The 26615-nt window shown below is 44.4% G+C and carries 28 protein-coding genes and 1 tRNA gene; 13 read left to right on the top strand and 16 right to left on the bottom strand.

The genetic code is table 11. From position 1 onward, the window contains the following. Positions 1 to 69 precede the first annotated feature (69 nt). From ICN37_RS03075 to ICN37_RS03055, 5 genes are all read left to right on the top strand, one after another. On the top strand, positions 70 to 486 hold the full coding sequence (locus ICN37_RS03075; protein WP_216154775.1) for a MarR family winged helix-turn-helix transcriptional regulator: 417 nt from the start codon (positions 70 to 72) through the stop codon (positions 484 to 486). A 68-nt stretch (positions 487 to 554) separates the two neighbouring features. After that, entirely contained in the window at positions 555 to 860 is a 306-nt protein-coding gene (locus ICN37_RS03070) for a DUF2917 domain-containing protein (RefSeq protein WP_216154773.1), read from the top strand. Between the two features lie 14 nt (positions 861 to 874). Further along, on the top strand, positions 875 to 1264 hold the full coding sequence (locus ICN37_RS03065; RefSeq protein WP_216154771.1) for a 4-oxalocrotonate tautomerase family protein: 390 nt from the start codon (positions 875 to 877) through the stop codon (positions 1262 to 1264). Positions 1265 to 1556: 292 nt separating this feature from the next. Then, complete coding sequence (locus ICN37_RS03060) at positions 1557 to 3056, top strand: Fic family protein (protein ID WP_216154769.1); 1500 nt, start codon at positions 1557 to 1559, stop codon at positions 3054 to 3056. 177 nt (positions 3057 to 3233) lie between these two features. Beyond that, positions 3234 to 3452: a hypothetical protein gene (locus ICN37_RS03055; RefSeq protein WP_216154767.1), complete on the top strand. Its 219-nt coding sequence runs from the start codon at positions 3234 to 3236 to the stop codon at positions 3450 to 3452. Between the two features lie 59 nt (positions 3453 to 3511). Here ICN37_RS03055 and ICN37_RS03050 read toward each other — a convergent pair whose 3' ends face one another. From ICN37_RS03050 to ICN37_RS03020, 7 genes are all read right to left on the bottom strand, one after another. Next, positions 3512 to 4699 carry a hypothetical protein gene (locus tag ICN37_RS03050; protein ID WP_216154765.1) on the bottom strand — a complete coding sequence of 396 codons (1188 nt, stop codon included), beginning with the start codon at positions 4697 to 4699 and terminating at the stop codon, positions 3512 to 3514. After that, a complete protein-coding gene (locus ICN37_RS03045) occupies positions 4680 to 6641 on the bottom strand; it encodes a hypothetical protein (protein ID WP_216154763.1) in 1962 nt (653 codons plus the stop codon). Before ICN37_RS03045 ends, ICN37_RS03050 begins: the two co-directional genes overlap by 20 nt. A 138-nt stretch (positions 6642 to 6779) precedes the next feature. Further along, the gene (locus tag ICN37_RS03040) at positions 6780 to 7652 is read right to left on the bottom strand and encodes a serine hydrolase (protein ID WP_216154761.1); all 873 of its coding nucleotides are present in this window, start codon (positions 7650 to 7652) and stop codon (positions 6780 to 6782) included. A gap of 159 nt (positions 7653 to 7811) precedes the next feature. After that, entirely contained in the window at positions 7812 to 8315 is a 504-nt protein-coding gene (locus ICN37_RS03035) for a hypothetical protein (RefSeq protein WP_216154759.1), read from the bottom strand. A gap of 68 nt (positions 8316 to 8383) precedes the next feature. Next, positions 8384 to 8689, bottom strand: a complete 306-nt coding sequence (locus ICN37_RS03030; protein WP_216154757.1) for a hypothetical protein — start codon at positions 8687 to 8689, stop codon at positions 8384 to 8386. Beyond that, entirely contained in the window at positions 8676 to 9248 is a 573-nt protein-coding gene (locus ICN37_RS03025) for an RNA polymerase sigma factor (RefSeq protein ID WP_216154755.1), read from the bottom strand. The genes ICN37_RS03030 and ICN37_RS03025 overlap by 14 nt, the downstream gene beginning before the upstream one ends. Positions 9249 to 9256: 8 nt before the next feature. Next, the gene (locus ICN37_RS03020; protein WP_216154753.1) at positions 9257 to 9697 is read right to left on the bottom strand and encodes a DUF3106 domain-containing protein; all 441 of its coding nucleotides are present in this window, start codon (positions 9695 to 9697) and stop codon (positions 9257 to 9259) included. A gap of 147 nt (positions 9698 to 9844) precedes the next feature. On the opposite strand from ICN37_RS03020, the gene ICN37_RS03015 reads away from it, so the two are divergent. Together ICN37_RS03015 and ICN37_RS03010 are read left to right on the top strand one after the other, a co-directional pair. Further along, positions 9845 to 10513: a Spy/CpxP family protein refolding chaperone gene (locus tag ICN37_RS03015; protein ID WP_216154751.1), complete on the top strand. Its 669-nt coding sequence runs from the start codon at positions 9845 to 9847 to the stop codon at positions 10511 to 10513. Next, positions 10514 to 10816, top strand: coding sequence for a hypothetical protein (locus ICN37_RS03010; RefSeq protein ID WP_216154749.1), 303 nt, complete (start codon positions 10514 to 10516; stop codon positions 10814 to 10816). It begins immediately after the preceding gene. A 99-nt stretch (positions 10817 to 10915) separates the two neighbouring features. Here ICN37_RS03010 and ICN37_RS03005 read toward each other — a convergent pair whose 3' ends face one another. The 3 genes from ICN37_RS03005 to ICN37_RS02995 form a co-directional block, all read right to left on the bottom strand. Beyond that, the gene (locus ICN37_RS03005) at positions 10916 to 12232 is read right to left on the bottom strand and encodes a terminase family protein (RefSeq protein ID WP_216154747.1); all 1317 of its coding nucleotides are present in this window, start codon (positions 12230 to 12232) and stop codon (positions 10916 to 10918) included. Between the two features lie 3 nt (positions 12233 to 12235). Further along, on the bottom strand, positions 12236 to 12688 hold the full coding sequence (locus ICN37_RS03000) for a hypothetical protein (RefSeq protein WP_216154745.1): 453 nt from the start codon (positions 12686 to 12688) through the stop codon (positions 12236 to 12238). Between the two features lie 216 nt (positions 12689 to 12904). After that, positions 12905 to 13837, bottom strand: coding sequence for a YdaU family protein (locus ICN37_RS02995; RefSeq protein WP_216154743.1), 933 nt, complete (start codon positions 13835 to 13837; stop codon positions 12905 to 12907). Between the two features lie 551 nt (positions 13838 to 14388). Between ICN37_RS02995 and ICN37_RS02990 the strand changes: the two genes are divergently transcribed. Both ICN37_RS02990 and ICN37_RS02985 read left to right on the top strand, forming a co-directional pair. After that, positions 14389 to 14598, top strand: coding sequence for an AlpA family transcriptional regulator (locus ICN37_RS02990; RefSeq protein WP_216154741.1), 210 nt, complete (start codon positions 14389 to 14391; stop codon positions 14596 to 14598). A 52-nt stretch (positions 14599 to 14650) separates the two neighbouring features. Continuing rightward, positions 14651 to 14959: a hypothetical protein gene (locus ICN37_RS02985; protein ID WP_216154739.1), complete on the top strand. Its 309-nt coding sequence runs from the start codon at positions 14651 to 14653 to the stop codon at positions 14957 to 14959. A gap of 15 nt (positions 14960 to 14974) precedes the next feature. Here the strand turns inward: ICN37_RS02985 and ICN37_RS02980 are convergent, their stop codons facing one another. The 4 genes from ICN37_RS02980 to ICN37_RS02965 form a co-directional block, all read right to left on the bottom strand. After that, a complete protein-coding gene (locus ICN37_RS02980) occupies positions 14975 to 15421 on the bottom strand; it encodes a hypothetical protein (RefSeq protein ID WP_216154737.1) in 447 nt (148 codons plus the stop codon). A gap of 76 nt (positions 15422 to 15497) precedes the next feature. Continuing rightward, positions 15498 to 16853 (bottom strand): restriction endonuclease subunit S, encoded by a 1356-nt coding sequence (locus ICN37_RS02975; RefSeq protein WP_216154735.1) that lies wholly within the window; start codon positions 16851 to 16853, stop codon positions 15498 to 15500. A gap of 68 nt (positions 16854 to 16921) precedes the next feature. Beyond that, positions 16922 to 18946, bottom strand: coding sequence for an N-6 DNA methylase (locus ICN37_RS02970; RefSeq protein ID WP_216154733.1), 2025 nt, complete (start codon positions 18944 to 18946; stop codon positions 16922 to 16924). A gap of 133 nt (positions 18947 to 19079) precedes the next feature. Further along, the gene (locus tag ICN37_RS02965; RefSeq protein ID WP_216154732.1) at positions 19080 to 21257 is read right to left on the bottom strand and encodes a DUF262 domain-containing protein; all 2178 of its coding nucleotides are present in this window, start codon (positions 21255 to 21257) and stop codon (positions 19080 to 19082) included. Positions 21258 to 21774: 517 nt separating this feature from the next. On the opposite strand from ICN37_RS02965, the gene ICN37_RS02960 reads away from it, so the two are divergent. The 3 genes from ICN37_RS02960 (at position 21775) to ICN37_RS02950 (ending at position 23487) form a co-directional block, all read left to right on the top strand. Then, positions 21775 to 22089 carry a hypothetical protein gene (locus ICN37_RS02960; protein ID WP_216154730.1) on the top strand — a complete coding sequence of 105 codons (315 nt, stop codon included), beginning with the start codon at positions 21775 to 21777 and terminating at the stop codon, positions 22087 to 22089. A gap of 5 nt (positions 22090 to 22094) precedes the next feature. Beyond that, a complete protein-coding gene (locus tag ICN37_RS02955; protein WP_216154728.1) occupies positions 22095 to 22412 on the top strand; it encodes a hypothetical protein in 318 nt (105 codons plus the stop codon). Positions 22413 to 22518: 106 nt separating this feature from the next. After that, positions 22519 to 23487 carry a YafY family protein gene (locus ICN37_RS02950; RefSeq protein ID WP_216154726.1) on the top strand — a complete coding sequence of 323 codons (969 nt, stop codon included), beginning with the start codon at positions 22519 to 22521 and terminating at the stop codon, positions 23485 to 23487. A gap of 138 nt (positions 23488 to 23625) precedes the next feature. Here the strand turns inward: ICN37_RS02950 and ICN37_RS02945 are convergent. Next, a tRNA-Ser gene (locus ICN37_RS02945) sits at positions 23626 to 23715 on the bottom strand. Between the two features lie 75 nt (positions 23716 to 23790). Further along, complete coding sequence (locus ICN37_RS02940; RefSeq protein WP_216154820.1) at positions 23791 to 24927, bottom strand: NAD(P)/FAD-dependent oxidoreductase; 1137 nt, start codon at positions 24925 to 24927, stop codon at positions 23791 to 23793. A gap of 139 nt (positions 24928 to 25066) precedes the next feature. Between ICN37_RS02940 and pgi the strand changes: the two genes are divergently transcribed. Further along, complete coding sequence (gene pgi / locus ICN37_RS02935; protein ID WP_216154724.1) at positions 25067 to 26614, top strand: glucose-6-phosphate isomerase; 1548 nt, start codon at positions 25067 to 25069, stop codon at positions 26612 to 26614. Position 26615 lies beyond the last annotated feature (1 nt).

Raw genomic sequence — 26615 nt, 5'->3', positions numbered from 1 at the left:
TATTTGTGGGGTTTTTGTTGGCAGCTCAATCTAGTTGCATAGCTAATTAATATGGGTTACACTTACCCCATGTTTGAACAATGCCTCTATTTCAACACCACCAGCCTAGCTCGCCAGCTAGAGCGGGAGTGGACGAGTGCATTTAAACCCTTTGGGCTCACCCCTTCTCAGGCTTTCATGCTCAGAGTGGTTTTAGATAAAGCACCGCTACTTCAAAGTGAATTGGCTAAGGAAATGAATATTAGCCGCCCTACCGCTACCCGGGCCTTGGATGGCTTGGAGCGCCTGTCTTTAATTAAAAGGCTGGCATCGGAGAAGGATGGCCGGGAGCAAGAGATTCATCCGACTAAAAAAGCCATGGAGATGAAAGATGCCATTAATTCTGCCAGCGTAGCCGTAGCTAAACGCCTTAAGAAATCACTTGGAACCAGTCATTTTGAAGAAGCTGTAGATCAAATTAGAGGTATTAGCTCAGCCCTGAAATGAGCTCTTTTTTATTTCCCTAATAGTTGCATAGCTAACTTGTTGCTATGTACAGTCAAATGGAGAATCAAATGAACATCGAACTAGGCAATACCACCCTTCATGTAACCGAGAGTAATAAAGTGAGTTTTTCACGTGCGAAAAATATACGTCTTGAATGCGTACATGGAAATATCTGGCTTACCTTCAATGACTTGAAGGGCGACTTTTTACTAGCCAAAGGGGAGCAACTCATCATTCCAAGCAACGGCATTGCTCTGATCCAAGGACTGCCAGCGGCAACAATGAAAATTATCAGCCCTCAAATAGCCCCAAGCAATCTAGCAAGGCTATTGAGCTCGATTCGCAATCATTTTTTAATCACAGTAAGCCCATAACCAAGGAGAACACCATGCCCATCTTGAACGTAAAAGTGAGCGGCCAAAAGAGCACTGCAACTACCAAAGCTATACATGAACTACTACTAGATCTAACCCACCGCATTCTAGGTAAGAAGAAGGAGGTAACCGCAATTGCAATTGACTATGTAGATCCTGAATGCTGGATGGTTGGCGGCAAGCTATTAAGCGAGCAAGGTAAGAATAGCTTTTACTTTGATATCAAGGTTACCGATGAGACCAATACTAAGAATGAAAAGGCTCGGTACATAAATGAGGCTTTTGATGGGTTTGAGCGAATCTTAGGCAATCTGCATGAAGAGAGTTATATCTACGTTCAGGATGTTAGAGCTGCCACATACGGGTATGGTGGAAAGACCCAGGAGTATCGATACCATCGGTAGGCAATCGACCCTTCGCACTGGTCTTTATGCCCAAGGTGCCTTTCTGCCACCTTGGGCATAAATAAGCGTTCCTTTGTCTGTGGCCGTCAAGGGTTCGCAAGCCACCCCTTTGGGGTGCCCTTGACGGAATAGCAATTGGGTGTAATTGGGTGTAAGAATGGGTGAGTGACTTCTCCAAATAGAGTAATCAACATATAGAAAATGTGGTTATTTCACATAAATATGCATATTTATTGACAATAATTTATAATATAAGCATTATTATTGACATTACTCGGTAAATAAAGGCCTTATGAGCACTTCTATTGACAACCTCCCCCTCCTCCTTTTTAGCTCGGCCGAGGATAAAGCTAATGCTCAGCGCGTTTCTCGTTTGGCAAGGGCTGGGCGTTTGCGCAAGATTTATAGCGGTGTTTATACGAGCGACTTAGAAAGTCCTCTTGAGCAAATCGTCAGGCCTCATTGGCAAAAAATCGCTGAGCATCTTTATCCGCATTCGGTTGTAGCCTATCGCTCTGCGCAACTAGGCAAGCCTGACGATCAAGGCAATATCTTTCTAGTTCATGGCAAGCGCGTGCGAACTATTGAGCTTCCTGGCCTGAAGTTAAATATTTTGCCAGGCGCACCTGCTATTCAGAATCACAGCCCATCGGTAAATGACATACCGTATGGAAAACTCTTTTTTTCATCAGAAGCAAGAAGGCTTTTGGAAAATCTCTACACCGGCAAAGGTTCCGAGATTCGCACGATGGGTCGCCCATGGGTTGAGTCGCATCTAAGCAAACTTTGCACAATTCGTGGGGAATACAAACTCAATGCCTTACGTGATGATGCCAAATCCATTGCTAGCGAACTAGGTTTAGATGCTCAATTTAAAGCCCTGACAAGTATTGTTTCTGCCCTAATGCAAACTGGCAAAGCTCGTTCATTGCGCGCTGCAGACGCCCTCGCACGAGCCGCTGGCAAGCCGTACGATCCAGATCGCATTGAGATCTTTGAAACTCTGTTTACCGCCTTAAGGAAACCACTTCCCCTCATTGCAGACCCAACCAAGGCTGGGGTAAGTGCATTTAATTTCGCTTTCTTTGAATCCTATTTTTCAAACTACATTGAAGGCACTACGTTTACTGTTGAAGAAGCCTCGGACATTATTTTTGATGGCAAGATCATTCCTAAACGCAATGAAGACTCACATGATGTACTTGGCACATTTAAAGCCATCATGGAGCAACCCTTCCGCTCTAAGCCCCCCAAGAATGAAGATGACTTCTTAGCCTGGCTACAGCAATGCAACCAACAAATACTTTCCAGCCGACCAGATAAAAATCCAGGCCAGTGGAAAGAAGAATCTAATCAAGCGGGAAATACCATCTTTGTGCACCCTGAGCTAGTAAAAGGAACATTGCGGGAAGGCTTTAAACGAGTTGCCTTGCTTGAAGATCCTTTTGCGCGCGCATTAATGGCCATGTTTATTGTTACCGAGGTTCATCCATTTATGGACGGCAATGGAAGAACTGCGCGCTTAACCATGAATGCCTATTTAACTCAAGCTTCCGCTTGTCGCATCATTGTTCCAACAGGCTATCGTGAAGACTACCTGTTACCGCTCAAGGCGCTGTCACAAAATAATGATCCAACCCCATTCGTACGCTCGATGACGCGAGCATGGAACTGGACTGCTGGATTTGACTATTCTGACTTTGCCAAGCTTTGGGAAAAAATGAAGGCTTGTAACGCCTTTACGGACAATCCCTCCCAATACCAATTACTTGATCCACGCGATATAAGCTGATTTATTGACAGAAATTGGTTAAATATGTATTTTTATTGACAAAAATAGGTAATTAACAGAGAAATAGGCCGTTTTATTGACGCACAGTCTTATCAGGCCTTTGCCAAGATAGACAGGGATCAGCATCTAATGCATAGTGAATCCGAGCCCCGCATAAAACTTAATCAGGAGTAATCGATGAACCTTAATTCTCAAGCCAACGTTATCTCAGCAAAAATCATCCTAGAAATAGATAAGGATGAAAAGATTCAAAAAGTTTTAAATGTTGTGACAGATCTTGTCATAGATAGTCAGAATGAAAAGTTTGATAGCTCAGCACTGGATGACTTAACTGACCATATTATTGCTACCATGCGACAGAACACCGGCATTGACAGAGCAACTGTTAGCAACTGATAAGCTTTAATCATGTAAACGGGCCACTCTTTTGGGTGGCTCGTTTACATTTCGTCCAATTAAATCCCCATATTTCCTAGGTGCTGGGCAATCCGATCCATGGGATTGCCTGCACTAGCCAATGGCGCCCCTAATGTTGAGGTTCGCGCCCGAATCGGTTGAGGGCTATGGATTGCCATAGGCTTAACACTTGCAAAGCTTGGCTCCGGCCTTCCTATTGCCTCATAGATAGACTCAATCATGGTCTGCCACTGCTCTGGCTGATTGCTCTGCACGAAGACTTGCATGTAGAACGGGTCTGACATGTATTTGTTAAAGCAGATCGCCTTATCGGTGTGATCGATTTCATCTGAACGGGTATTTAAGAACTTGAGCATTTGCAGCTTTGCTTCTGAGACTAATTCAGAAGGCTTTTTCTGGCTATCGGCGAGGGTCATCACATTGCCTACAAGCTTGCCCTCTATTTCGTATTTGCGAACTGCATCCTGAAGTGTGGCCACCATAGATTGCAAATCAACAACCTGCTTTTCTAGATCACGTTTTTCGTTAATCACCTTCTGAATACGCTCACACCCTCGCTTTGATTTGATACCACCAGAAGATTCTGTATTAACACTAGGCTCGGCATCGGGACTCGGATCCGTGGGTCCGGGGTTCAAAACCTTCTTAATTAGATCTTCAGCTGTTTCAGCTTGAATCTCAGTTTTCGGAAGTGTATCGACGGTAATGGCGACTGGTGCAGGCAATATTTCACCAAGGTCATGGGCTTGTAGTGGCGCCGTAACCTCTGTAGCAGACGTAAAGGCTGGCACATGTATTTCGCCTTTAACAGGTGTAAATATAGACTCGGGCTCTAGAGCTTCCAACTCCTCCTCCAATACTTCGCCCTCATTAATATCCTCAGATAACTTGGCAAGAGATGTGGGGGCCTTGCTTAAATCATCCAATAGGTTGGTGGCTTGACTCTTACGCTCCACCTTTTTTGTTTGTTGTATCTGAGCGCTACGCTCCTTATCCAATTGAGCTTCTGCCTGCCTAGCCTTTGCTTGCGCAATCAATTCAAGCGCGCGCTCTTCCCTTGCCTTATTGCGCCTTGCGGCGCTCTCGGCGGCGTGCTTCTCATAGGCTTCTTTTTCAAGGCGCTCGCGCTCTTTCTTGGCCTCCCTATCCTGCACTCTTTGAATTGAGCCACCCTTGGATAGAACCTCCGACTTAAATCCTTCCACCTCATTTGCTACTTGCGTCATTGCCTGTCTCCTCTTTTAATAAGTTGCTGCCATAATTCATTTCAGCGCTTGTCTTTTGCTTTCGCTCAGAAAACCAATTCATTCCTAAGTTTGGTTCGTCATCGCGTGACCATCCCTCCGCTTGCTTTTCTACATTCGGTATAAATAGATTTGAATCGATACGATCGTCATACCGCAAGAGAGTCTCGTGTAGGAGATTGCGGATATGTTCGTAATCCATCCCTCTGGCTTGTAGGTTTTGCATCTGAATTGATAGATTCGTAATCATGGGTAAAACCTTGAGCCAGCTCTCTTTATCTTCTATGTCGTCTGGAGCGCCGGTAGTGCCCGCTCTTATACGTAGATCGACCATGTCAAAGATTCGGTCTTTAGTGAGCTCTGGCCAGTCGTAGGTTTTCTCCATGGTCATGACTAGTTCGCCATTGATCATGGTGGTCTTGGTGCTTGGTGGCCCCATGTAGCGCTCTACTTGCTCTTTGGTCAGTTCTTGTAAAAGTACCTGGGCGCTGTATTGCGCGATCTCTTGTAACCAATCCTCTATCTGGTCTTTGAATTCAAATACGCGCCCTGATAGTGCTCTTTGTAAGATGTTGGCTTCTGTGGCCGTCTTGGGTCTTACTACTGTTGAGCGCGCAGCATCTTGCAAGCCAGTAACTTGCTCCCAGTCATAACGCACTGCACTGGTGTCATACACAATTGGGTCGATCTTCGGATGACCTCTAGGAATGATCACTTGATTCAGAGGCTTGCCTTCGGTATCGACAATCGTGATCTCACCGAATCTTGAATCCGAGTGCTTTTTGATGGTCTTTTCATTGATATCAGCAGAGGCTACCCACCCCGGAATACAAAGATCTCGATGTTGATTGAATCGATCTCTTGCTTCGTTATGCTCGTCCTGCAGGCGCTCAGTTAGATCTACTAGGCTTGGACCAATAAACTGACCATCCACTACTTGGTAAGGCAATAAAAAGAATGGGTACCAGCGCTCTCCTGCTCTTGGTGGTGAATAAGGCTCACGCAGCCAGTCAGTCGCGCCCTCCACCATCGTATACACGCGTTGGGTAGCTCTATCCCAGATCTCTAGTACTGCTATTTGTTGATCATCAGTCACTGGTCCTGAACCAGCATTCATTTGCATTGAGGCTAGGCGCTTGGCTTTCTTATGGGATGGTTCACCTTGGCCTGGTTGGTAGATCTTGGCATTGGCTAAGTTCTTTTTGTAGAGCGCTTCAGCCTGGCCACGTTTCATGGGGATGATTTGGCAGATCCAGTCTGCATCGGTGTAATCCCAGAACTCACAGATTGATGGGTCGATGAGGAGGTTTTCAGTAAGAACCCTGTCGATTACTAAGCCTTCGGCGGATTGCACTTCTGATTGTTCCTGAAGCGACTTGATGAGCTCTTCTAGCTCTGCCCTCTTGGCATCATGATGATGACGTTGGTCATTCTCTTGGAGGTCTCGCGCTAGCTCCTCTATAGCCAGGAGGTTTTCTTGAGCATCATTAATACGGCTTTGGATATAACCGTCTTTGCCTGGATCTCGCTGATACATCACTTTGAGAATGCCGAAGCTACATGTCAGCGCCGCTCTTACCGTCGACTTGGCCCGATTCTTTAATTGGGCATGTTCTAGCGCTCTATTGGTGACTTTCTCCAGTGTTTTACAGAAAAGCTTAATGTCCGCGCCCGAGTGGGTAGGAGTTGTTGAAATTTCTGGATTGCGAGCGTAGACATTGGGAAGGACTGCTGAGATGGTGCCGTGTATGAGGTTAGCTCTTAGGCTATAAAAGTCTTTGCCGGTGGGGTCGGCATTCCAGTTAAAGCCGGCTACTGTATTGCGGTTGTGTCTTACACGCTTATGAAAGGTTGCCCAGTGAGCGCGCGCATGTGTGATGCGGGCGGTCCATTTTTGCTGGAGGGCTCTTGAGTCTTGGGGCACATCCTATTTATAGATGGCTCGCTCTTTGCTCGTGGATTTATTCTGGATAAATATTAGTAGGTCAGCTATAGGATGAAGAGCAGACATCCTCATGTCAAAATCTAATAGGCAGAGAACGACCCATAGGAGACATTCAAGCTATTGAATTTTTTCCAGTGCAGCCTTTGCAAAAAGAGCGTCTTTAAATCGGGTATTTTTACCATTTGACTGAAGAAATACCATAGCGATATTTCTGCCCTTAATTTTTGCCTCCATAACCAAGCATCTTCCAGCTGCTGCAATATAACCCGTCTTTTGCACCAAGACATCCATGATTTCATTGCGGACAATCGGGTTGGTGTTTACAAATGGCTGCGGTGCATGGATGCCATCAACAACATTGAATTTTTCTGTTGTTGAGAATTCTTGAATCAAGGGGTAGCGCATAGACTCCTGCAATAGGAGAACTAAATCCTGCGCTGTAGAAACATTCTGTGGGGAGAGTCCAGTAGGCTCAATGAAGTGGGTATGCGCCATTCCAAGCTCTTTTGCCTTTAGGTTCATGGCAGCAACAAAAGCCCCCGTTCCCCCTACATATGATCTTGCCAGAGCATTGATCGCTCTATTTTCTGATGACATTAGACCAACTCTCAAGACCCTCATTCGACTTATTTCCGTCCCCACCTTGAGTTTCCATTTTGCGCTTGATTGCCGGGCAATATCTTCACGCTCAATCCTGAGTGGCTCAGCTAGACCTTGACCGGACTCCAAAACAACTATGGAGGCCATTAACTTAGATATTGAGGCAATTGGCGAAATGGCTAAAGAATTTCTATCAACCAACACCTCCCCGCTGTCAACATCAACGACATAGGCAATATTGGAATGGAAATCCTCTGCCTGGCGACCCTTTGCAAATACAGGGGCATCAGTAAATGTTAGCGCTAGTGCGCAGGCTATCAATAACTTATACATATGTTTGCTTATTTCACCAATACTTAAATGGGCGCTCGGTTTTAGTATTTTTTCCAATCGTCTTTATCTTCCGCTTGCAGTGTGGGCATGTCAGCCCATCCCATAAAGTGAGATGAGCATTAGAACCGCATGTTTTGCCAACTGCAGTGCCCGACGATTGATCAACTATAACTACAGGATCGGCAATGGAATCAATATGCAGCTGTCATCATTGCATCATCCTCCCGTCTCAGATTTTAGAATCTGAGAAAAGCGACTTTTTGCATATTGAATACGCATTTGCCTTTCTTGATTAGCAACTCCTATAGTAATTCGCTTATCAATCAAGTCTTTGTATACAGCATCAATATTTGTGTAGAAATTGGTATACACAGCTAACAAGGCTGGGGAAGGTAGTTCATTTGTAATATCTCGACATTTCAAGGTGGACTCTTTAAATCTTATCAATACAGCTGCTTGATCGAAGGCAATCTTGTCGCTTGAATTAAATAACTCTTTTGCGTTTGGACTCTTCTCCGTTAGCACCAAAATATGTTCATCAACATACTTCGCATCCTCTGACAGATTTACCTCAGCAATACATGAGGCGATCTTTTTCTGTACTTCATTAACTTTAGCAATCGAGACGTTATTACCAGGCTTGTTAGTCGGTGCTTCATTTGTGGCGCATCCTGATAGCAAAATTGCAAGCAATGCAATACCGCGATAGATATTTTCCATGATGATCCTTTTGTTAAAAAAGCCCCAAAAACTCCTTTGAGTTCAGGGGCAAGGGAGAACACTGTAGATTAAATAGTGGAGAGGCTTAATTCAGATAAGGCGTCAATTCGATGCAACTCTTCTTCCGGAGATGTCAGCAGATGCTGACCCAATAACACGGAAGCAGTGATGATTACTATCGCAATCAATGCGACAAGCCTAGGATGCAATCTAGCAAGAACCAAAACCTCAGAGATTCGATCCGTTGGTTGATCTCCCTTAGAGACAGCTCGTTGCCAATCTTGATAAATGCGTTGTTCAAAATGGGTAGATGACTCTTGCACTTCGATTTGATCTAACACTTTCTTTAAATGTTTTTTATCATTCGCTCGCATGAGATTCACCTTTTTCTAATTCCATCTTGAGTTTCAACTTAGCCCTATATAACAATTGATCGACGCTATTCTTATTCATACCCATTGCCAGACCAACTTCTTCTGCCGTCATATCTTGATAGGCCCACATCAACATCGCCATTCTTTGTTTGCTACTTAAAACATCCATTGCCTTTTTAATGCTTTCTGGGCTGACGCCCTCTGCGATACTCCACTCAATCTCTTTCATGGGTTGATGCTCAATCTCATCAAACTCCTCGAAGGATCCCTTATTAATACTTTTGATCCGATCCAAACAAAGATTGCTCACGATTGCGTAAAAGTACGTAAAAAGTCCCGACTTTCCCGCAAACGAATCGGCACTTTTCCACAAGCGGATAAAGGCCTCTTGTACGACATCTTCTGCGTCTTCTTTGTTGCCAAGCATCTTCCAGGCCAAGGAATATGCGGGGGAACTCAGTAGGTGAATGACTTCTTTTGACGCCTTGGAATCCCCCGCTACAGCTCTTTTTAATAAAGCCTGTTCGATGCGGTGTTGCTTACTAGGAAATAAAGTCAAGCTGATCCTTAATTGCTCATTGGCTTATTCCAATGTTCTTTTTCATGAGGATGCGCCTTCATCCACTCTTCGCGTTCTTTTTTCATCTCAAGACGCTCTTCAGGAGTCATTGCCGCGATCATGGCTTTGCGGTTATCGCGCAGCTCTTTCTTTTGCTCAGGGCTTAGTGCCTGCCACTGAGCGTGCATTTTGTCGCGCAATGCCTTGCGCTCTTCGGGGCTGAGCGCCTTAAATTTGGCATGAAGTTTTTGGCGATATGCACGGCGCTCTTCTGGAGTAGCTTGTTTAAATTGCTCTCGCAAATCCTTGGACATTTGCAGGCGTTGCTCAAAGGTCATATTAGCAACTACCTGGGGATCTTGCGGCTCTGGTAAGGCGGCGCTGGCAATGCCAATGGCACTCACCATCAATACACTAGCCATAATTAGACCTTGCATCGTTCTTTTCATTTACATCTCCTTGCTTGTTGTTACTACTTAGACGCGGGCCCCTAAAGAAAACTTACGACCAAGACAAAATAATTATTTTCTTTTTAGAGTAAGTATTTTCCAAAATTACTGTCTAACAAGGGTTAAGGATATCCAGTTGAGAGAAAAATGAATCGAGCCATCATGCCATTGCGCTCAATTATCTTGAGTTTTCTAGTTTTAGTAGCAATTTTGCCCATTAAAGAGTCTTTTGCTCAATGGGGCGGATCTCAAGGCTCTGGAATCCCAGGAATGCCTGGAATGCGAAGGGGTGCCGGGCGCAATGCCTCTAATCCCGACTCTTCCAGCACATCGGCAAATACCCATATCTCAATGCCTACTCCAGGCTCACATCTGCTGACTTATGAGCAAATCGAAATTGGATTGTCTCGCCTTGAGGAAAGTCTTAAGCTAACACCCGAACAAAGCAAGGCTTGGAACAATTTCGCAATAAAAGTAAGACTCTATGCAAGTGATGTTGCCAAAGAAAGGGCTAAATTGAATAACGATAGTTCCGCCACTATTGATGGACTGAAATTTCTAAGCCAATCTACCGAAGATGCAAAAAATCGATATACCAGCTTAAAAGAGGTAGATGAGACTGCCAAACCGCTTTACAAACTATTGAGTGCTGAGCAAAAGGCATCTTTTGATAGCAAAGTACCTACTTTTATTAATGCAAGCCAAAAAAGACTGATGCCAAGCCAACCAAACTACAACTTGCCAGAACTCGGTGGATCACCGTCGCCCAACCAAAACCCTGGGTCAGGCACCTTGCCAGGCTACATTCGCCAGTAAATGCGTAACCCCAACAATCTAAGTGGTCATATTCTGCCGACATCAGGCGCAATGCTTGGGGTATGCATGACCGTTATCAGCATTGTGAAGCTAACCCAAACCAACCGAGGTATTGCCTATTGGGTAGATGACCTCCTAGCCCTAGATGCCCTCATCTTTCTAGCAAGCTCTATCTTTTCATACCTATCCATTCGAAGCAATTCAAAAAAGGTTTATTTTGAAGATATTGCGGATAAGTTCTTTATGCTCGCATTGATCTGCATGGGTGCTGCAGTCTTACTTCTGACATATGAAATTGTGTAGTCAGTGCGATGGCTGCGTCTGGCCGTTCTCCGCCGGTCAAGCAGCACAGAAAACTTAGTTGAACGGCAGAAATGGGATGTAAAGCAGACTTTTCGCTTATCAGACAACAGTATCAGCAACTCTTCTCGCCCGCATCACCCCGTATCTAGTTGCATCCCAAGCATGGTCTTCTGCATCGGTATCCACATCTTCTGGGTTCAATGAATCTGGCGGTAGTTGAGGGATGGTTCTAAGCCAATGCTTACAGGTTGAGAAGATCTTCAGCCTATCTTCGGCTAGTAGCCGTATGATTTCCTGAGCGCCATTTACTCTGCTTCTAGGGGCGTTATAGGCCTCAGTCCACTTCACACCCTTATCTCTAAAGATTTGACCAATAGACCTCTCTGCTCCTATCTTTGAAAAGATGGATGGGTCAGCTAGGTTCATGCGGTATTCATAACCAAGACGTTGATCGTGAATCTCGATCTTCTTGATCTTATCTGCAACTACTGTTGCATCCTCTCTGGTGCCGGTGTTTTCTTTATCCCCATACCCATAGAGCTCTCTCCATAGGTAATAAACTCCATCATTAGATAAGGCAAACCAATAGACGGCATATGGCCGTGCATACCCCCAATCCATAGAGCGCCAAACCTTCCATGTCGGCGGAATAGCAAATGGCTCTACAACGTGTTTAGAGGGCTGCCATACGCCTTCCAAGAAACTTCCTACGTGGATATCCCAATCTCCTTCTAACCAGGCTCTACGCCTGTTTGGATCGCTTAGCGACTCTAGGCTCATGAGGTAGTTGGGGTCGTTTCTGAGTAGGTGCGTGTTCTCGTAAATCGTCGAATGTATTCGGACCCTGGGTAATGCGCCCTCTTGCCTGATGATTTGCCCAGCCGGTATTGTCCCAATCTGAAATCTTTCCTTAACCGATGCATGCCCCACTCCAAATGGATTGCAAGTAGCTCTCACCATCCTAGGCATTCCCGGATGAGATGAGCGGCAAGTCGAATGCATGGCTTCGTAGAAAGAAAGGTTTCGCCAGTTTGTGAGCTCTTCAAATCCTAACCAGGGGTATTCATGACCGTGATAGTTCCAGTAGTCATCTTCATTGGCCCCATACCGAAAGTACAGCATCTCCCCCGTGGGCCACTTCCAGACATAGTCAGATTCATTGAACTTGGCTCCTGGGAAGATTTGATAGAACCAGCGTTTGCTCTTGGCCACTACGTCTGCCAGTTGGGGATAGGTCAATCTAAAGAGCGTTCCGCGCCAATGATCCCCGAAGCCTCTGCCTACGTGCTGTGCATAGCTCATGAGCAAGGTATCGGTCTTACCCCCTCCTCGGGTGCCCTCTAGCAATACTTCATACACTGGGCAAGTCAGAAACAAAGTCTGACTACCGGGCAATGGTGCCCAGATGGTTTTCATGGACTAGTGTTTTGGCTGGGCGGCTTGCTCCCAATCATCCATACTCATCGCTCCCGGCACCACCAAGACGCCACTTTGTAGTGGCGCCCCATCCTTGCCCGTATGCTCGATTGCAGATAGGCGCGGGTGAACATAGGGGGCAGCGTGTCTGGCAATGGTGGCAGCCATATTTAGAAGCTTGATTCGACTCTCGGTGATCATGATGTCATGATCATGACCAACACCTTCATGAGCATGATCATCATGCTTGTTGTAGTTTTCTGCCTCCTTGTAAAGCGCCATCATGGTGCTCATCATGACTTCTAAGGGTGTGATGCCTTGTGCAGCAGCTACCTCTGCGATTTCACGAGTCCTCTTGGTTAGACTGCCCTCCTTGCGGCCGGCCCCAAGCCTTGCCCCTCCCTTGCTTTTGCTTGGTGCTGGTTTCTTTGATTTCTTTTGATTGTTTTCAATCATGAGGTCTTGATCAATCGTAAAAGATGGGGTTGCAGCGCCACCGAGTCCCCAAGAGGTTCATCAAACTCGATGATGATTCTTTGGAATAGGTCATGTCGGCTTTGGGCTCCACGATGTTTGACCACGATGCCTATGCGCCCGCTTGGGGTCATTACTTTTGATCCTATGGGAAAGTCTTCCATGTCTAGGCGATCAATGACTCCGGGTATGGCGTGATTAGTTTGCATTTAGTTTCTCCACCGCTTCCTGGCGTTTACGTAGCTCGGTAAAGATTCGGGTTTTGAAGGTCTCGTAACTTTCCGCTCCTTGAGCTCTCATGCCTAGCTCCCTTCCCTTGTTGTCAATGCCTTCATTGGTTTTCCACCAGGCATCTTCATCCGCCTTGGCGGTTTCCAGCTTTTTGCATGCGCCCTTGAGAATGGCTAGAACATAGCCCGCATTGATAGGGGTTGGGTTTGAGACTTTCATTCGGGTTTCCTTTGCTGTGGCAATCGCCTCCGCCACTTCTGCTTCTGACGCCCCGAGATTGACGATGTCGCGTATGCGGTAGTCATCTACGGCTATAGCTCTACCCTCCTTGCTGATCATGGCTGCAAAGCTTTTGTATTTTTCGATACGTTCTTGAAAAACTTTTTCTTCATCGGATGGTTTTGTTAGCTCCTGGGAAATTTTTTCCTTTTCACCCCCGTTGTTTTGTTTGTCTGGTGTATGGAGATTGGTTACTGGTGACTGGTGTTTGGTGTCTGGTGAGCAATGCGTTCGCATTGCGGTCGCATTGCGTTCGCATCCTTTATTGGGTGTGGTTTCAGGTTGAGATTCATCCGTTGGAAATGATTGCCACCTACCTTCTGCGCTACGCCTGGCTTTGAGTTGCTTGTCTTTAAAGCGGGCTATTTCATGATCACAGCGCTCTTGTCTCCAGCCATCATCACTGAGGGTAAAAAATTCATTGAGGATAGATACAACTGCATTTTTTTCTTCTTTTGTTCGTGCGTTGATCAATCTTTGCACGAGCTTGATTTCGATAGGTAGCGGTTTTTCTGTGGCGTAGTACTTTCTGATGAGGCGGCTATAAGTTGCATCTTCTATGAATGAAAGATGCGCGGTCGCCTCCGCGTAATCTCCAATGTGATGCTCGTAGTAATTCATCTCAATCTGTCTCCGTGTAGTTCTTTTTCTTGCGTGCAATATTTTTTGCAAGAGATGAATCTAACAATCGGAAAGCGTATCGTCAAACGCGTTTTTTCTGAATTTTTCTTTAATTTATTTATTCATCATTTCCATGTAATCCATTTTTAAGATATTCGTGAGAATGATTTGCTTTAACTGAAGTGTTTGTTGATCTATGCGCGTCCACTAAACTCTTTGCGCTATCAGAAAGTTCTGACAAGTCTGTAGCCATTTATTTATATGGCTTGTGACACTTCTATGAATAAATATTTTTTTGTAGTCAAAAATTAATATGCGTCTTTAAAGTGGGTATTGACATTTGATTGACCACCAAAATTTCATTGACTACATTGCACTTCAGCAGCACACAAAATGATTCATAACAAAACACAAAAGGAGATTAAATTAAATGGTGGCATTTCGCTTGTATAGCTTGTATCGGTCTTATGGATACACAAAAATGAGTTCTGCAAAGATGGCATTGCAGGTTTATCGCAAAAACTTAAAGCGCGCCCGCTAAGGAGATGGTGATGAGCCAAGTAAGCCCTCAAATTCCACCAATTACTTTGATGAGAATTCCTCAAATATTGAAAGTGATGCCGGTATCAAAATCTAAGTTTTGGTTGATGGTTCAGAAAGGTGAGTTTCCGAAACCAATCAAGATTGGAAGGTCTTCGTTTTGGACGATTGAACAAGTTCAGGCGTTTATTCGAGAAAGGAGTGGTCAATCCACCAATTGAAAAATGGCTATCTCCTGAGCTTATGCTATCTATCCTACGGAAAAATCAGGAGATGACTATGTATGCAGTGAATTTATCCAAGCCACTTAGTGTTGAGGTCTTTGACCATAACCGCCCCATGGATGAGAGTGCCTGGATTCAAATTGGGGACTATGAAGATCTGGCAGATGCTGTGGATGCATGCAGGAGAGTAATTGATCGGGTCTTATACAAACCGCCATATTCACTCCTTACTGGACATGCTTTGATGCAAGAATATCTAAATTATGGACCAGTCCCATGCATTCGCGGGGTTGATAATATAGATGCCTTTGATCCTTATGAATATCTCGAAAGCAAAGCCAAGAGAGGCTGGCAATAACGCTACGAAAATGCTCTAGGCCTTGGTCTTTAAATAACGGACAACAGTCTCCCAATCCGGGAAATCAGGGGTGGCAAAGTGGATATGCTCACCCTTGAATCGATCTACCCCATTCTTAAGGCGATCATCCACCAAGAAATCTCCATCATTCAGATTCTTATGGTGACTTAGGATCAAGCGTTTGTATGCTGGCTTACCCAAATAGTCTTTTACCCATAGCAACTTATCAGACCATGCACTTGGGTTACCCCAGGGTGCAGTAGAAAGAATATAGGTATCGAACATGGTGGCCAACTCTTCATATGCGGCAATTGCTCCTGGAATTGGATCCATCAAATAGAAGATACCTGGAACTTCATCCAATCGATCTTCGTACTGGTCTTGTAAGTGTTCAGGGGTTCTTGCGATGCCTGATGGGAAATCCACCAATACGTTATCCATATCTATGTAGAGTGTTTTCAAATTAACACCTCAAGCAATTAAGATGTCTCATTTCCATAGCGGCAGACAAGACAATATTAAGTCAATAAACCGAACATCAATTGAAGCTAAGCCCTAAAACCTCTTTATTAAAAATATTTAGTGCTGCCTGCTCCAACTCAAATGCTTCAGCCCTTTTGTCATTTGCAGCCAATACCAATTCACCAATTTGGGCCATTAATGGCTCATCGACAAGGGGAACCAGAACACCACCAATATGTGTAGCATCCACTTCATCAACAACGGCTCCATATGTAAATCTCTTAATAAGTTCCTTTGCGTAATCAGTGGAGAGCCAAGCATATAGATAACCCCCAATCACAGATGACGAAGGCTGCAGACGAATTACATGCTGACTGGAGGTCCACCCCTCCCAGTGCCTAGGGGCAATGGCAACTTTTCCAATTGTTCCAGAGCAAGTAATCATTACTTGATTTTGATGAATGGTAAGTTGATCTTTGATTCTTGGACCATGGCCCTGTAAAGATAGATTTTTTCCCGTTCTAGGATCCAATGTTCCAAGCTCTTTACCCCCCAAAAATGGAACGCCAAATCCATCCTCAACATAGATTCTCTTAAATCTACCTGGCAATATTATTTCGTTAACAAGCTTTTTATCACCCAAACTCGAAATAGAGTGTGAAGACTTAACCAGCAGACTCTCAATTGCATTGGCAAGTGGATTGAAATATGAGCCGTCTAATCGCTCATCTAAGTTCCGAGGTGATACTGTCCAGTTTAATACCCCGGCTTCAGTTTTGTATAAAGATAATTTAATGTTGGATAACTCAGGAAGATTAATTGCCTTTATTAATTTACTTTGAGCCTCACTGATCAGGGAATTAGACTCATCACGGTATTTAAAGGATTGAAGAATCATATCGCTAATGCGATCAACAAGCTCCTCACTTGGTACTGGAACTTGGATTTCATACAAATGCTCTGGTTCAATATGCTGTATTACTGCACCATAGTTACTTGTGGTTAACAAGCAGTGCCCAATACTTGACCTAAGAAATGTATATATGTAACCAGCGCCCACTTCTTTTGAGGCATTCATTCTAATTAGATCATGACTAAATACTGCGCCGTCAAGAGTATTGCCAACCATAGAAACCTCACCAACCGTACCAGAGCAAGTTAATAAAATTTGATTCTTCTTTACACGCAAAGGATCAAATTCATTTGGCTTAAACCCCGAGAGGAATCTTGCAGGCGTGGGACTTAAATCATTCAGCTGAGATGGCTGATAAAAAGGTATGCCTGGCTTATCAACATAAGGCCTCTTAAAACGAGGGCGATGATAAGCTTCCGTCAAACCTCCAACTCCTGCGAGGGGCACCTTTCTCCAGGGGCAGCCAGAAATTACTTCGCGAGCCTGTCTTGCTTCAATATTGAAGACACTTGCATCCAAGCGCCCTCCGGCCATTTGGACCTCAGCAAGAGTTACGGAGGTGTATCGAAATAATCCAGATGTTGCATTTACCATTGCAATCCTTCAGCAGACTTCCATTCAGCAAAAACGGCTGGTACGTATCGAGTCTGGTCATCAACAACCTTCTCTTTTCGTTTTTCTAACTTCAATACACCGTCATCTTGAGGAACATACTCCTCAATATCAACGAGAATCTCATTCCCATGATCATCTCTCTTATAGACAGTATTGCCGCGCTTATCATGGCCAACCTTATCAATAATAGCCATGAATACATTGGTTCCTTGAGTAAGCCCTATCTTGACCTCACTACTTTTCTCAGTAATGGTTTTTTTCTGCAGAATTAAAATGGAAGTTTGAACCCCTGTATGTGGTTGGAATGCATCTTGATGTAAATCAACGCTTGCAACTACTCGAGTTTCAGATAAGAGCCACTGGCGAATAAAGCCGAGGCCCGGCGACCCCAAGATACTATCAGGCAGAACAATAGCCATCCTCCCGCCAGGGGTTAGAAATTGAATGCATCGCTCAATAAAGAGTTGCTCAGGAGGCACCCCTCCTTGCAGGCGATCAGTTTTAACCCACTTTCCACCCTTACTTTTTGGCTTTTCCCAAATGTAACCCAAGTCATACTGCTCCAAGATATGGCTATCCTTAATCAAGATTTTGCTGCCAAAAGGTGGATTGGTAACTATTACATCGAACTGAGCGAGATCTTTCGCGCTTCTTACATCAGACTCTTTTAAATGTTTAGCAGAATCAACCTGACCTAAATTTAATCCATGAGCCAAGGCAGCCCTAAATTCAGCAGACCACATGTAAGGCGGAAGCAATGAATCAGCGGACAGCATATTTCCACTTCCATCGTTATTCATCACCATATTCATTTTTGCCGCCTTGGCGAGCTCTGGGGTGATATCAATACCAAAAAAGGAGCTGCTAACTATTTCCGAGACTCTGGAGTCATATTGACGCAGCTCCTCTTGATTCCAGTTTTCTCTTGAATTTCCGCAATGGGCAACAAATGCATTTTCCATCGTCCTCAAAACTCGCAATAACGCGGTAACAATGAAACCTCCAGTACCACACGCTGGATCAAGAGTTCTCTCATTTACCTGAGGATTTACCATATCCACAGCCATATGCATAATATTTCGCGGCGTGAAGAATTGGCCCCTATCCCCTTTTAAATTGCTACCAACAATTTCCTCATAAGCCTTTCCCTTGATATCAATATCCGTAGAGAGTAATGAATAGTTCTGAAGCTCTGCAACAACCCTAACTAAACTTCGTGGATTTAGCTCAATTGCCTCTGAAGCATTAAAAATTTGAGGAAATTTAGCCTTCACCTTACCAAAAATTGATTCAATTCTTTTCTTACATGCAATTTGCCCATCTGGATCATTTAATTCATTCGGTTTTACGTAAAACTCGAGATCATTCAGAATATTTTTTTCGTCAGATATTTTGCTAAATATTATTTTCAACAACTCAAAAAATGCTTTTTCTTTTTGAAAGCCATCAATTGCATGTATTTGGTTATGGCAGGTTTTAAAGGCATAAAGTAAAACATCGCCAACTGCTTTATCTAACTCGCTTCTCTTTCTGAAATTTGTTTTTAATCCAGTGGCAGAGGGGATATCTACTTCCTCAATAAATCCCAGACTACCGTCTGGCTTAGTGACCTTTCGCCACACCTCTCTATGTCTTCCATTGGTCCATAACCCCCACTCACAATTTAAGCAGGCGGCCATGTAACTTTGAAGCTGGCCAACACCCTCTTTTTTATCTTTTGGGCTTATAGATTCTTTTTTGCATTCAACGGCAATCTCAACATTTTCTTGAATTTGTGTAATGCCATCCTTAAAGATGCTAATGTCTATTCGTGGCTTTGCAGAGCCTAGCTTAATTCCATATTCAACTTTTATTCTTGACTTTGGATAGTGCAAGGAATTTACAAGTCTCTTGCTAATATTTTGACGAACACGTTCTTCAGGCGTGTCAGGACGAAATTTACCATCAATAAAATCTACGATTTTGTTGTCTGGAACAACGATATCGATTTCAGACATAATCTTTTATTCTTTCTAAACTGGAACAATTAAGCACGTGAAATGGAAAACTATACAGGAGGTAGGCCAATCAACTCTTACAAACCTACCCAAGGCTGATTCAGTCTCCTAATCAAATTTTATAGCGACTTTATTAAACTCCATCCTCATCGTCACTCTCAATATCATCACCATCAACCATTAACTGGTCTAGGTATTGCGTGCGCACATCTCGTAGAGACTGTTTAGTGAGGGGGTTCAATAACCAAAAGCCCCATCCGTTAATTGCCCTCTTTCTGAGAAATTTACCAGCACCAGATGGTGTATCAGAAATGCTGTCGCCAATACCAATCGAGCCATCCTGAAGAATCACTGCAGTTTCGTCTATAGATTTTGAATCGCTGGGATAAAGAACTTGACCTGGATGCAAAAGATCAGCGGCAATCAAGTCCTGAATGGTCACTCTAATCGTACTTACTTCCTTTTTAGTTCTCGCGCTTGATTGGTGCCCAGGCGGGACTGGCCATATCGCCAGGATGTCATCAATCAAGCCCTCTGTTCGGGCATCAATCTTCCCCTCATCCCAAACTAAACCAGCATCATCAGTAACAGATCTATTTAGAAATAAAACATCACGCTTAAGCATACTGGGCCTTTTACCTTCTTCACCACCCCATGAGCCATTAGATACAGAGCTATTTAACTTGCTACTAAGTAAAGTTAAGTTCCCCAGCCTATGAATACGATCATTGCGATTTTGCTCCGTATATCCATCTGTTAATGGCCAATGCCTCTCCCAGCTCTGCGGCATAAGATGCTCAATTGCGTAAGTTCCGCGACGCACTCGCACGCCTGACATAGAAATTTGATCTCCAATCCAGCCGCGACGGTAATCTTCGATTGACTCTAGAACCATCCTTAACCTACCACGCCCAATCTTTCTGTAAATCATTAAATCGGAAAGCTCACTCTTAACTTCCTTGTCATCCGGCCAATAGGAGCTATCACTCGTTTGATTTGAGAGGAATGCTCTTAAGGCGCTATTTAGTTGTCCTGTTGGAGTTTTCTGAATGACCTTGATCATCTCAGTCATAATTTTGTTATAAGCTTTAGTTGTGCCCCTTACCAACATCCGCCTAATAAGCCATGACTCAATAATCTCTAAAGATGCATTGACATCATTAAGGTCTATCTGATCTTGCTCTCTATCAAATATTGCCAAGAGCACTGGCTTTACAACCTCCACCTCCATTGCTTTAGTTCGATATAGGAAAAGGCCAATACGGTCTATAGCGCCCTCAAGCACATCACCCCTATCAATAAAATCTTTGTACTTGATTGATGCCGCATGAATTCTTGCCAATAGTTCGGGCATTGTCATAGGCGCGACATCGTAATCCGCGAAAGATTTAAATCGTGAAAATACCTCCCTAGATACAATTTCTTCAGTGGTTTGGCAGATTAGCCAATGGTTCAAAAAGATGGATGATCTTGGTGCTTTGACGCGACCAACGCTAATCTCCTGCTCCCAAAATCCTGTTTCAAACTGTTTCCAGTGATTGGAGTACGAGCTTTCAATATCTGCGCCCTGCTCTAATAGCCTTTGAAAAACAAAATTCTTAATAAGGTCTGCGGCAGTTAACTGAGAACCTCTAGCATTAAGGGTCTCAAAGATCTCTTGGGCGTTTTCACTAGCAGTTAAGTCAATCACCACGATCTGAAGTAATTCTCGCGTTGTACGCTCAATAGCCTTTACACGTGCCGGAATCTCATCAGCCCCACCCTCATTTAGCCACCGCTTAAATTGCTCGGAAAAGAATTGATGAGCAAGCACTAGCTTTGAGCCTTTATTCTTGAGGCTCTGGTAAGTAGCTGGCATATCCATAGCCATTACTTCATTGAAGGCTTGACGATCTTTATTAGTTGGCCAAACCTTAAATTGATCCTCATGATGATCGCAATATTCTTTGGGATTCCTAATAAGCAGCTCTAGTCTTTTTGATGCATCAGACTCACCGACTAAATTAATTTCAGCGTGTAAAGAGTCAAGCAAGATTTGCAATGTAGTTAGTCTTTGCTGGCCATCAATAACTGTTCTTTGCTGGAGATTCCCCGTAGGATTTTGAATCTGCTGAAAGACTACTGCGCCCAAAAAATGAGGCTGCTGTTGGTCTGAGCTAGCTAATAGTCGATTTGCTATCCTTTCTAAATCCTGCCACAAGGGCATCCATTGACTCTCCTGATTCCAGACATATGGTCGCTGAAAAAGTGGCACCAGCAACCTCTGGGGTTGCATAAAAATCTGCTGCGGAGTTCTGACTTGTGTATCCATATTCTCAACCCGCTACTGGGGCTCTAAATTAACTAATTTATTGGTCTTATTAGCATATTAAGGCATTAAAAATTACCTTCGTTTATCAAAATGGGTCCACGTCCTTTCCTGACTATTTAGCGCCGTAGGTAAGAATGAATATACGATTTTCGGAGATTTTCATTGCTGGCATTTATCAAGCCTGCATTTTGCTGAAGTACCGCCAATGGCTCCTGGATTAGGTTTTTTTCCGGCCGATATCGATTTCCATTTGAATCCCTCAATTTGAACTTTGGTAGACCCAGGATCTTTGCGCTATCCACGAACACGGCTACAGCCAAGGGACGATTGAATGGAATTGCGTCTTTGCCGCTTGGAGATACCTGCAATGGCAGCATTGTGATTAAAACTAGCGCACTAGTTAGCATTTGGCTCTTTTGTAAAATTTAGTAGATTTTTCATTTTCTTGAGCCTCTAGCTCATTAGGTGAGCCTATAGGTTTTTATTCTTTATCCATAAAACCCACTTGGAGGCTTATATGAAATACTTCATCACCCTTTTTCTTATTGCTCAGTTCGTCATATTGGCTCGCACTGCTTCTGCTCAAGCTATCTATGGTCCTACCGGCAACTATTTAGGCTATAGCCAAACCGCTCCTAGCGGTGTAACCAATGTCTATAACGCCACGGGTCAGAATGTGCAATCTTTTCAGACCGACAATGGGCAAACGAATTTCTACAGCCCACAAGGCGCCTATCAAGGCACAACTACTGCACCAGTTATCGCAGCACCTAATTCCACGATCAATACACCACGTCAAGCACCACAAGCGCCCTCTGCGAAAGGTTGGTAATTCAAATGAATAAGATCATCATCAAAAGTAGTCTTCTGGTTTCTGGAGCTTGCTTCTCATTGGGGGCATTTGCTCAGGTTACTAGTTGGGAAAACAGCCCGCTGAATTATCAGAACAGTCCGATGAACTATCAGAATAGCCCGCTGAATTATCAGAACAGTCCCATGAACTATCAAAATAGTCCGATGAACTACAACTCTAATAATGGGGTTTATGACAACAGTGGTAAACGTATTGGCTATGAAGTAACTGCGCCCTCAGGCGTAACTAATGTCTTTGATAACAATGGCAACCGGATTGGTTATTCACCATCAAAACGTTGATTTAGCCCTTTATTTAGTCATATTGACCACTAGCTCAAAAAATGAGCTATAAAGTATCTAAAGTTATAAAAACAATAAATATTTCTCTTCTTTAGATTGGGTCAATATGAGCGACATGGAGCGGTTACATCGTATTAAGTACATGATTCAGCAGCGTAAATGCGTGCCTCGTGAGGACTTTCTATCCGAGCTTGAGGTCTCCCCTGCCACCTTCAAGCGTGACCTGGAGTATTTACGTAGTCGGATGCAGGCTTCCATTGTTTATGACCGTTTCCTAGGTGGTTATAAGTTTGAGAATTCCTCATCGATCGAGAGAATTGAAATGCCAGGACTCTGGTTCTCCGAGAAGGAGGCTACGGCCTTAGTACTAATGCAGCACTTACTCTCTTCGCTCGATCAAGGCGGCTTAATTGGACCCCATATTGAACCTCTCACCGCAATCATTGATGGAATTCTGGGTCAGAGTGATGCCACAGCCAAAGAGCTGCGCAAACGCATCAAGGTCATTGGTATGGGTTCGCGCAAGAACTCGATTGAGAACTTCTCCGAAATTGGTGCAGCCTTATTAAAGCGCAATCGCCTTCAGATTGCTTACTACTCCAAAAGTAAGGATGAGAATACGGTGCGTGAAATCTCCCCGCAACGTTTAATCTATTACCGTGAGAACTGGTACCTCGATGCGTATTGCCATTTGCGCAATGATTTAAGAAGCTTTTCTGTGGACGGCATTCAAAGCGCAGTACTTACCAATAAGAAGGCGCAAGAAGTTTCAGAAAAAGAATGTCAGGAGCACTTTGCTGAGAGCTACGGCATCTTCTCAGGCAAGGCGACACAGAGAGCTAAGTTACGCTTCTCTCCGGAGCATGCAAGGTGGGTTTCAGGTGAGCATTGGCATGGCCAACAAGTAGGCAACTTTGATAAAGAGGGTTATTACAACCTGGAGTTTGATTACAACCAAGATCCCGAGTTACTCATGGATATCCTGAAACACGGATCTGGCGTTGAGGTGATTGGTCCGGCTAGTTTAAAAAATAAGGTTAAGGCTGAACTTAAGAAGGCACTTGAGTCCTATTAGCTGGTGAACTGCTAATAATCTGGGTATCAGCAAAGACGTGGGAATTTTTTCATGCCATGTTTTGCTGGTGGGTAGAGAGGTGGGTAGAAGAGCCCCAAAAACATAGAGCCCCATGGTTAGGGGCTCTGCTGTCGTATATGGCGGAAGAGGTGAGATTCGAACTCACGGAGGACTTTCATCCTCGCCAGTTTTCAAGACTGGTGCATTCAACCGCTCTGCCACTCTTCCCAAGGTCATTCTGGATTAATCGGTCGCTAGCCAATGGTTTAATTCTTTATCGCCAACTTTTGATTAAGTGAGCAATTATAAAGAACTTTTGATTTGCCCTGCCAAATGCTGGGCAATTGCCAAACTGGAGGTCAATCCGGGAGATTCAATGCCATAGAGGTTATAGAGGCCACTTAAGCCATGATCATTGGGCCCCTGAAAGCAAAAGTCGCCTGCCGGTTCATTCGGCGGCACGATCTTAGCCCTAACCCCAGAATAATCAGCTTGCAAGCTATTGTCTTTTAAGTTGGGCCAATATTGCCTTACCGCAGCATAAAAAGCATCCCCTCTTTGAGCGTCCACCGTGTAATCAATTTGCTCCTCTTGATCAATGTCAAGCCACTGGACATCGGGTCCAAATTTCGCTTGTCCGGCCATATCCAAAGTCAGGTGCACGCCCAAGCCTCCTGGCTCAGGGATGGGATAAATCAGATGCCTAAAGGGTGACTTACCCAGTAAAGAAAAATAATTGCCTTTAGTAAAATAGGCCTTAGGAATGTGTTCACTTCCCAGCCCTCCAATGCGCTGCGCTACTGCAGGAGCGCTTAATCCCGCGCAATTAATCAGTACCTTACAAGCAATCTGCATTTCAGCAAGACCACCAACCTGAACAGTAAAGCCCTGAGTGGCGTGTTCGCCCATGGCTTTAGCATGAAGCAGTGAAGCTTGATAAGCGATCATGCCTCCAGCATCCTCAAAACCACCTAGTAAAGACAACATCAAGCCGTGACTATCAACTATGCCGGTACTCTTAGATAACAATGCGGCATCACACTCTAAATCAGGCTCTAATAATTTGGCCTCTTTAGCTGTGATGAGTTTGATATCGGACACCCCATTTTGTTGTGCCTTAAATAGCAGTGCCTGCAATGCATCTGCTTGAGATCTGCTGGTAGCGACAATCAACTTGCCGCAAGCATGGGTAGTGACTTGATGAGTACGGCAGTACTCGTATAGCATACGATTACCCTGGACACATAACTTTGCCTTGAGGGAGTTTGGTGGATAGTAAATGCCGGCGTGAATCACCTCGCTGTTGCGCGCGCTACTAACCGTGCCGAAAGCATGTTCGCGCTCCAGCACAATCGTCTCATGGCCTTGTAGGGCCATTTCTCGTGCGATCGCCAAACCCACCACACCAGCACCAACCACGATGCAATCCACTGTCTCCATTGCGTTACTCAATCTTTCTGTTGATGGTCGCCTCTCTACGCACTACCCATGCCCTACTATGCAGCATTTACAGCAATAACATCATCTCAATAGCCAGTGCGTTAACAGAAATGCCATCTTTTATTGATAAAATCTATCCATGTCCAGTAAAAACCCCCATTCCAGCACTGCCTCTACTGCGTCTACCGCCTCTTCTACGACTATTGCTTCCCTTTTTAGCCCTATCCAATCGGCAGCTGACATTACCCTGGACACTGTTTATCAGAATATTAGCGCTAGTAGCTGGAAACAGCTTTTCACTCAAGCACGCCAAGCGGGATTAGAGGAATTTATTGCTGATTTTCAGAGTGGCAAACCAGTCAATCAATCAGAAAAACGCCCTGCCCTGCACTTTGCGCTACGCAATTTAAGCAAAACTCCAGTACTCATTCAAGACCAAGATATCATGCCTCCGATTGCCAAAGTATGGCAACGCATCGAGGCATTATGCAATCAATGGGTTGGAGTAACGGATGTTATTCACATTGGTATCGGTGGTTCTGATTTTGGTCCCCGCTTAGCAGTCCAAGCTTTGTCATATGTTCCTCATATCAATAGTCGTGGTATGCGGATGCATTTTTTAGCCAATATCGACTCTGCTGGTCTAGCGCACATTTTGGAGCGTGCTCACCCTAATAGCACTCGGGTCATTGTGGTATCCAAGTCTTTTACCACCTTAGAAACCACGCTCAATGCCAAGGCAGTTGTCGATTGGCTCAAGGCACACAATCGTACTCAAACCCAAATTGCACAAGCGCTCTTTGCAGTCACTGCCAATGTGCCAGCTGCCGAGCAATTTGGTGTCGCTGCCGACAATATTTTTCCTTTTTGGGAATGGGTGGGTGGACGTTATTCAGTCTGGTCTGCTGTGGGTCTACCGATCGCCCTGCAATATGGTTTTGATACCTATCAAGAATTTTTAGCGGGCGCCCATGCCATAGACCAGCATTTCTTTACTGCGCCCCTGGAACAAAACTTGCCAGTCATTATGGCGCTGGCCCTGTTTTACCAACAAGAAAAACACCATATTCAATCGATTGCCGTCATTCCTTATGCCGATGCTTTAGAAGATTTTCCAAAGTGGCTACAGCAACTGGATATGGAAAGTAATGGTAAACGGATTGGGCGTCACGGGCAATTACTGAAATACTCCTGCCCAGTGGTATTTGGTAGCGCTGGTAGCAACGCTCAGCATTCCTATTTTCAGTTACTGCATCAAGGCCTTGACATCATCCCAATAGATTTCATCGCAGTACGTGAACCGATGAGCAAACTGCCGGAAGCACAGACACACCATCGTCAACTCTTGGCAAACTGCTTAGCCCAAGCTCAAGCTTTAGCCAACGGCAAGACATCCGATAATCCAAATGAGGATTACCCAGGTAAACGTCCTAGTAATTTTTTACTCTTGCCTAAACTCAATGCATTCTATTTGGGCGCCTTAATGGCTTTGTACGAACACCGCACGGTTGCTCTAGGAGCATTGTGGGACATCAATAGCTTTGATCAGCCCGGAGTGGAGTTGGGCAAAGTTCTGGCAAAACCAATTGAACAAGCACTCTTAACATCTTCAGAACCAAACTTGATAAGCGCAGATGCCACTATAGATGCGGTGACAGCAGCTCGCATTGCGCTCCTGAAAAAATAGT

The sequence above is a fragment of the Polynucleobacter sp. P1-05-14 genome (genome assembly GCF_018881675.1).
Classification (GTDB): domain Bacteria; phylum Pseudomonadota; class Gammaproteobacteria; order Burkholderiales; family Burkholderiaceae; genus Polynucleobacter.
The sequence above is the reverse complement of the archived record's forward strand: the minus strand, read 5'-3'. Positions and strand labels throughout refer to the sequence as shown.

Excerpts from the sequence above, each read along its gene's own strand:
- ICN37_RS02965 (WP_216154732.1), bottom strand. The coding sequence starts at position 21,257 with ATGGATACACAAGTCAGAACTCCGCAGCAGATTTTTATGCAACCCCAG.
- ICN37_RS02985 (WP_216154739.1), top strand. The coding sequence starts at position 14,651 with ATGACTATGTATGCAGTGAATTTATCCAAGCCACTTAGTGTTGAGGTC.
- ICN37_RS03005 (WP_216154747.1), bottom strand. The coding sequence starts at position 12,232 with ATGAAAACCATCTGGGCACCATTGCCCGGTAGTCAGACTTTGTTTCTG.
- ICN37_RS03075 (WP_216154775.1), top strand. The coding sequence starts at position 70 with ATGTTTGAACAATGCCTCTATTTCAACACCACCAGCCTAGCTCGCCAG.
- ICN37_RS03020 (WP_216154753.1), bottom strand. The coding sequence starts at position 9,697 with ATGAAAAGAACGATGCAAGGTCTAATTATGGCTAGTGTATTGATGGTG.
- ICN37_RS02960 (WP_216154730.1), top strand. The coding sequence starts at position 21,775 with ATGAAATACTTCATCACCCTTTTTCTTATTGCTCAGTTCGTCATATTG.
- ICN37_RS03055 (WP_216154767.1), top strand. The coding sequence starts at position 3,234 with ATGAACCTTAATTCTCAAGCCAACGTTATCTCAGCAAAAATCATCCTA.
- ICN37_RS03070 (WP_216154773.1), top strand. The coding sequence starts at position 555 with ATGAACATCGAACTAGGCAATACCACCCTTCATGTAACCGAGAGTAAT.
- ICN37_RS03060 (WP_216154769.1), top strand. The coding sequence starts at position 1,557 with ATGAGCACTTCTATTGACAACCTCCCCCTCCTCCTTTTTAGCTCGGCC.
- ICN37_RS03010 (WP_216154749.1), top strand. The coding sequence starts at position 10,514 with ATGCGTAACCCCAACAATCTAAGTGGTCATATTCTGCCGACATCAGGC.
- ICN37_RS02970 (WP_216154733.1), bottom strand. The coding sequence starts at position 18,946 with ATGTCTGAAATCGATATCGTTGTTCCAGACAACAAAATCGTAGATTTT.
- ICN37_RS02995 (WP_216154743.1), bottom strand. The coding sequence starts at position 13,837 with ATGAATTACTACGAGCATCACATTGGAGATTACGCGGAGGCGACCGCG.
- ICN37_RS03030 (WP_216154757.1), bottom strand. The coding sequence starts at position 8,689 with ATGCGAGCGAATGATAAAAAACATTTAAAGAAAGTGTTAGATCAAATC.
- ICN37_RS02990 (WP_216154741.1), top strand. The coding sequence starts at position 14,389 with ATGAGCCAAGTAAGCCCTCAAATTCCACCAATTACTTTGATGAGAATT.
- pgi (WP_216154724.1), top strand. The coding sequence starts at position 25,067 with ATGTCCAGTAAAAACCCCCATTCCAGCACTGCCTCTACTGCGTCTACC.
- ICN37_RS03065 (WP_216154771.1), top strand. The coding sequence starts at position 875 with ATGCCCATCTTGAACGTAAAAGTGAGCGGCCAAAAGAGCACTGCAACT.
- ICN37_RS03000 (WP_216154745.1), bottom strand. The coding sequence starts at position 12,688 with ATGATTGAAAACAATCAAAAGAAATCAAAGAAACCAGCACCAAGCAAA.
- ICN37_RS03015 (WP_216154751.1), top strand. The coding sequence starts at position 9,845 with ATGAATCGAGCCATCATGCCATTGCGCTCAATTATCTTGAGTTTTCTA.
- ICN37_RS02940 (WP_216154820.1), bottom strand. The coding sequence starts at position 24,927 with ATGGAGACAGTGGATTGCATCGTGGTTGGTGCTGGTGTGGTGGGTTTG.
- ICN37_RS03035 (WP_216154759.1), bottom strand. The coding sequence starts at position 8,315 with ATGGAAAATATCTATCGCGGTATTGCATTGCTTGCAATTTTGCTATCA.
- ICN37_RS03050 (WP_216154765.1), bottom strand. The coding sequence starts at position 4,699 with ATGACGCAAGTAGCAAATGAGGTGGAAGGATTTAAGTCGGAGGTTCTA.
- ICN37_RS02955 (WP_216154728.1), top strand. The coding sequence starts at position 22,095 with ATGAATAAGATCATCATCAAAAGTAGTCTTCTGGTTTCTGGAGCTTGC.
- ICN37_RS02950 (WP_216154726.1), top strand. The coding sequence starts at position 22,519 with ATGAGCGACATGGAGCGGTTACATCGTATTAAGTACATGATTCAGCAG.